This window comes from Streptomyces sp. NPDC051776, assembly GCF_040681345.1.
In the GTDB taxonomy this organism is placed as follows: Bacteria; Actinomycetota; Actinomycetes; order Streptomycetales; family Streptomycetaceae; genus Streptomyces.
Map to the genome: position 1 here is coordinate 1 of NZ_JBFAYQ010000118.1, position 4634 is coordinate 4634.

A 4634-nucleotide genomic window follows, 5' to 3' on the forward strand; every position below is an offset into this window, starting at 1 on the left:
GATCGACCTCACGTCCGTCCTCGGGGACACCCTCGGCGCCTGGACCGGCAACACCGCCGCGCCTCGGCCCGCCTCCCCGGCGACCGCCGACGACATTAGAAGCTGGAGACGAGATTGTCTAGATAATGTGCGAGATAAAATTTTTAGCAGGTTATCATACATAAGACAAAATGTTTTTAAAACTGATAACGTATTTATTCCACAACAATTACGCATTTATTTTTGAGAAAAATATAAAGCAGGAGGATTACAATGCTGAAAACTTATTCTTTAACAAAAAATACATTATTAGTTTCGTCAGAATCAAATATCAAAAATTCGTCTGTTGTTTATGTTTATGGTGACGAACGAGAATATATCGAATCTTTTGAACATAGATCTGACTTTAACATAGACAATATACTAACGTTTGATGATCGAGTTGCATATGACACGATGATAGATCAGAACGATGAAAAAAGTTTGCTCGTAAGTTATTTGTTTCCCGAGATACATGAAGGTGGGCATCTAGATAATCTGACGACATCTGTTGTTTTCTTGGTATTTAAAAATAAGTTGATAATTTTTACAAAACAAAAATTAAAATTCATTCCCGAACTCTTATCCAATATGGTTTTACATGATGTCGATAATTTCATGCAGGAAGTACTTTTAAAGATCATGCAAAAAGATTTCCATGTGATGCTTGACGACCTTCGTGGAGTCAAGGAAAAAATTGATGATTTAGACTCAGAAATATCAACGTCCGGTTCACTCAGACCAACGTTTGGTGATTTATTGACTCTTCAAAAATACATGATAGCTTTGTCAACAACCTATGGCGCTAATCACAAAGCGCTGGATTTCATTAAAAAAAATTTTACAACTATTAATGATATTGATTTTACCACCCAAAAAATAATTGATGAGATATACAATACAAGCGACACAATGGATAGAATTATTTTAGGTTACAGTCAATATTTGGATTATTTGGAAAATATGATAAACAATATGATTTCGTATCAGCTAAACATGATTATGAAAACTCTAACAGAGATATCAATCGTTTTGACTATTCCAGCAATCATTTTTGGTTTTTGGGGAGTCAATGTCGATGGCCCGTTTGAAAAATCTTCTTATGGTGTTTTTGCTGTGCTGATTATCTCTGTTATACTAAGCCTAATTTGCTGGTTTTTGCTGCGACGCAAAACATATTTGTAAAGTATTTGTGATACCCCAATATGATTTAAAGCAGAATTTCTTTGTTGACTTATTAAAAGGCTGGTTCCTTTCAATAATTTAATAGCTTCAGCGGCTTCCTTCACAGTATGAGAGTTAGAATATTCAAAGATAGCCATATATCCTCTGACAATTGATATGTTGATTAAATGGTCACATGATAAGGGTATAAACGAAAAGTTGTTTGGGATGCCAGACTAGGGACTATACTAGAAAACATCAGTACATTCCTTAGCTCAGGGTCTATAATTATATAATCGCCCCTGTGAAAACCTATTAAAACAGTCCCCGTTATCTACTAGGTAGATAATGGGGGCTGTTTTTTTGTTTAAATGGTATAATGGATCATATATAGCAGGACTATTATTTCAAATCAAGCAAGGATTTAACCCAAAGAAAAAACGAAACCTACCTAACAAACTTTATTTAGCAGATTTAGAAGTTACAGCAAAAGACGTGTATATTAAAAAGGATTTTGCTAATAAAACGGCTGAAACCTTTGATATGAGCGGTACCGACAAAATGGCAGCCCGACAAGGTTTCCGTTATATTCTTTATAAAAGTGTTTAGCAGTTGGGAATCGTTGACAATTTAAAAATTTGTCTGCAGCTTCTTTTCTTTTAGTCTAAAATAGAGGTTAATAACTAACAGGGGAATTACTAAATGATCAAACCCGAAAAGACAATCAATGGAACCAAATGGATTGAAACGATTCAAATCAATGCCGAAGAACGGGCAACCCTCGAAGATCAGTATGGCATCGATGAAGATATTATTGAGTACGTCACTGATAATGATGAAAGTACTAATTATGTTTATGATATCAATGAGGACTACCAATTATTCATCTTTCTGGCGCCGTATGCCCTCGACAAAGATGCGCTGAGATACATTACCCAGCCATTTGGCATGTTGCTCCATAAGGGCGTTTTATTCACGTTTAATCAAAGCGGCATACCTGAAGTCAACACGGCACTTTACTCGGCATTGGATAATCCCGAGGTTAAGAGCGTCGATGCATTTATTCTGCAAACACTGTTTACAGTTGTTGTCAGTTTTATCCCAATTTCTCGCGCCATTACCAAGAAACGCAACTATTTGGATAAAATGTTGAACCGGAAGACGAAGAACAGTGACTTGGTTTCACTTTCATATCTTCAACAGACGTTGACCTTTTTGTCCAGCGCGGTCCAAACCAATCTCAGTGAACTCGATCGTTTGCCAAAGACCCATTTTGGTGTCGGTGCTGACCAAGATAAAATTGATTTATTCGAAGACGTGCAAATTGAAGGAGAACAGGTCCAACGGATGTTTGAGATTGAAACCCAAGTCGTTGACCGAATCGATCATACCCTCAACAGCCTTGCTAATAACAACCTGAACGATACAATGAAATTTTTGACAATTTGGTCACTGACCATGGCTGTGCCAACGATCATTACCGGATTCTATGGGATGAACGTGAAGAAACTCCCGTTAGCCGGGATGCAAGATGCTTGGATGCTGACTTTGGGGATTTCTGTCGCCTTGATTGTGGCGATGCTGATTATGCTGAAGTTCTGGCGGAAGATGTGATGGGTGAGTGACTTGCTGCTGGGTGGGGGACTTTTTTGGAATGTGTATAGTTGAGCAGTTATGCTATTTTGAGCACCCTTCGGCTTCTGAAATACGCTCCGACGACCCTGACCCCGGCCACATAAGACAAAAAATCCAGTAGCGAACGTTTTTTGTTCGTTACTGGATTTTCTGCCTTATGCTCTGGGGTCAACCCGGGTCTTGTCACGTGTTGGTGATCTATTAGGTATCAACTATCTAGGCACACACACCATGCGTAAAACAGGCGCTTATCGGGTCTATACGCAGTCAAACTATAATATTGGTTTAGTGATGCATTTATTAAACCATTCAAGTGAAGCTATGACCTTAACGTATCTTGGATTAGATCAAGCTAGTCGAGAAACGATGTTAGACCAAATTGATTTTGGGTAATGAATGTTTAGAACTTAGTAGTCGTCCAAAAACGACTACTTTTTTTGTTGAATCGTCCTTGGACGATTCGATGCTTTTGACTTGTAAGAACAGAATTGAATGAAGCCATACTGTTCGCATATTTTTAGTGGATGAACAAACAAAATACGAGAGATTTTTTGTTCGTTCATCCAAAAAGAGGGACGATTTCGGAAGAAGAAAATCGTCCCTCTTTTTCTTCTTTTTGTATGACAAAAAGAAAGATCTTTTGCCCATTTTATTTTTATAAAATGGGTAGGTGGCGTTTGCGTAAAGCAAATCGACACAATCCAAAGGGGATAAAAGGGGAAAGTGAAACTTCCCCCTTTTCAAGCCACATTGTAATACAAGAACGAAGTAATTTGTATTACAATGTGATAGCTTACAGCAGTATTTATGGGTTTATATTTGCTATTTTGTTGTGAGGATTGTAACCGAATAGGGCGCAATGCTTATTACAAAATCAATGACAAAGGGCGATTGAGGAATGAGCGCTGGGGCATTTTATCTTTGAGGAAGTTCTTGATGGATCAGAAAAATGTATCACAAATTGAAACAAAGACTCACTCATTTAAGAGACGCTACTAGCATGAAATTTTGTTGTTGCGATAAGCAACTTCTGATACACGATTTTTAGCCATTACATCACTCGTTTTTAGAGTGATGTGTAAGTGCGCATTGCACTCTTTTTTTACGAAACAAGCCGACCAGCGTTTGAAACTTTTTAGTTTTTCATCATTCTATTTTAAAACGCTCTAAAACTCGATTTAAGCGACTTTAATTCGAAACTGTCTATTTGTTCAAAGGGAACATTAAGAATGCTTAAACGAGCTTTTAAGTGGGTTTAAAGTGATTTTGAATTGAATAGCTTGTTTTAAGTTGTAAAAAAACAAGTTAAACAAAGTATAGGTTTTCCATTTAAGGGTTGTTAGGGCTTGCCCTGACCGTCTGTAAGACGCTTGATTGCAAAGTATGAGTATTTAGCTAGTCAAATAGTTAAAACAGCGTATACGAGCAATTAGAGGGAATCCAAGAAAGTCCTAAGAGAGGGTTTGATCTTTTCTTTTAGCGAGTGCGAGTGAACGCTGCAAGTAAAATGTGAGCGTGGTTTTCGCTCACTCCTTTTTTTGATGATTTTGACTTTGGATTTTACATTTTTGAAAAAAATAAAAAATAGGCGAAGCCTATATATATATTTATCTTATATATTTTAATCTTTTAATCTTTTGCGTCAAAAAAATTCCAGCCATGATCCTTTGGGCAGGCCGCGATGGCGGGGATGGTCTGTTCGCTGGCCTGATCGATGCGGCGGGCGAGCTTGCCGTTGGTGGTGTTAGCCCAGCTCGCCGCACCGGGAGCCAGCTGCCCGACGCGCTGAACCCGGTCACCTATCCTCTGGGAAACGG

6 protein-coding genes are annotated in these 4634 nt (G+C 38.1%); 5 read left to right on the forward strand and 1 reads right to left on the reverse strand.

The genetic code is table 11. From position 1 onward, the window contains the following. The 5 genes from AB0M26_RS31290 to AB0M26_RS31310 form a co-directional block, all read left to right on the forward strand. The coding region (locus tag AB0M26_RS31290) for a hypothetical protein (RefSeq protein ID WP_365266307.1) at nt 1–226 on the forward strand (226 nt) is incomplete at its 5' end. A 26-nt stretch (nt 227–252) separates the two neighbouring features. Continuing rightward, the gene (locus AB0M26_RS31295) at nt 253–1203 is read left to right on the forward strand and encodes a magnesium transporter CorA family protein (protein WP_014570897.1); all 951 of its coding nucleotides are present in this window, start codon (nt 253–255) and stop codon (nt 1201–1203) included. 327 nt (nt 1204–1530) lie between these two features. Next, the gene (locus tag AB0M26_RS31300; RefSeq protein WP_351661596.1) at nt 1531–1791 is read left to right on the forward strand and encodes a hypothetical protein; all 261 of its coding nucleotides are present in this window, start codon (nt 1531–1533) and stop codon (nt 1789–1791) included. Nucleotides 1792–1884: 93 nt separating this feature from the next. Then, nucleotides 1885–2796: a magnesium transporter CorA family protein gene (locus AB0M26_RS31305; protein WP_010891392.1), complete on the forward strand. Its 912-nt coding sequence runs from the start codon at nt 1885–1887 to the stop codon at nt 2794–2796. A 545-nt stretch (nt 2797–3341) separates the two neighbouring features. Next, on the forward strand, nt 3342–3653 hold the full coding sequence (locus AB0M26_RS31310; RefSeq protein ID WP_350977985.1) for a hypothetical protein: 312 nt from the start codon (nt 3342–3344) through the stop codon (nt 3651–3653). A 793-nt stretch (nt 3654–4446) separates the two neighbouring features. Here AB0M26_RS31310 and AB0M26_RS31315 read toward each other — a convergent pair. Then, nucleotides 4447–4634, reverse strand: a 188-nt coding sequence (locus AB0M26_RS31315; RefSeq protein WP_365266304.1) for a hypothetical protein, incomplete at its 5' end; no start/stop codon positions are given.